Below are 648 nucleotides of genomic sequence, written 5' to 3' on the forward strand. Positions count from 1 at the left end.
CGTCATACTTTAAATGAATAAACTCTTGCTCACCATCACCCACATCTAAGGTAATCAGACCATTATAACGACCAATACCATGCTCAATATGAACGACTGGACTACCATCTGTTATTTCAGTGACGCTTTTGACCAAAAACTCTTCTGATACACCGCTTTGACGACGACGACGCGTTTGTAAGACTTGACGACCAAACAGCTGCGTTTCGCTAATCAACACCAAGCGTTCAGGCACGTAGACACCGCGTTCGATTGGTGCTACGGTCAGGCCTACATGGGGTAGGTGACTGTTATTAATAGCGCTGGTTTTATCTGCGGCTAAAAATACCTCAAAGCTATCATATGCTTTGATATCAATCTTACCCTTAAACAGCTCGATAAGAATCTCGCGACGGCCTGCCGTTTCTGCAACAATTAGTACTGGCGTTGCTGTTTGTTTTTGAACATTTAAAAAGTCGAGCAATTCAGTTAATGGTTCAGATTTCTGATGGTTTACTGCCAGTTGTGGTGGTTCTTGAGCGCTTAATGTCACTAAGCCTTGCTGCTTAATAGGCATTAATGGCAACTGCGGCTGAGATGAGTCGCTGCCTTCTGGCGCTGCGACATCATTCATTGTAGCCAGCTCATCACGTGCACTTAATATCACTC

At 44.3% G+C, this 648-nt stretch carries 1 protein-coding gene; it reads right to left on the reverse strand.

Going from position 1 to position 648, the window contains the following annotated elements:
* On the reverse strand, positions 1 to 648 hold a 648-nt coding region (locus tag ACS8FC_RS18365), incomplete at both ends, for a CarD family transcriptional regulator (protein WP_439297845.1).

The organism is Psychrobacter sp. 1Y4, assembly GCF_051847555.1.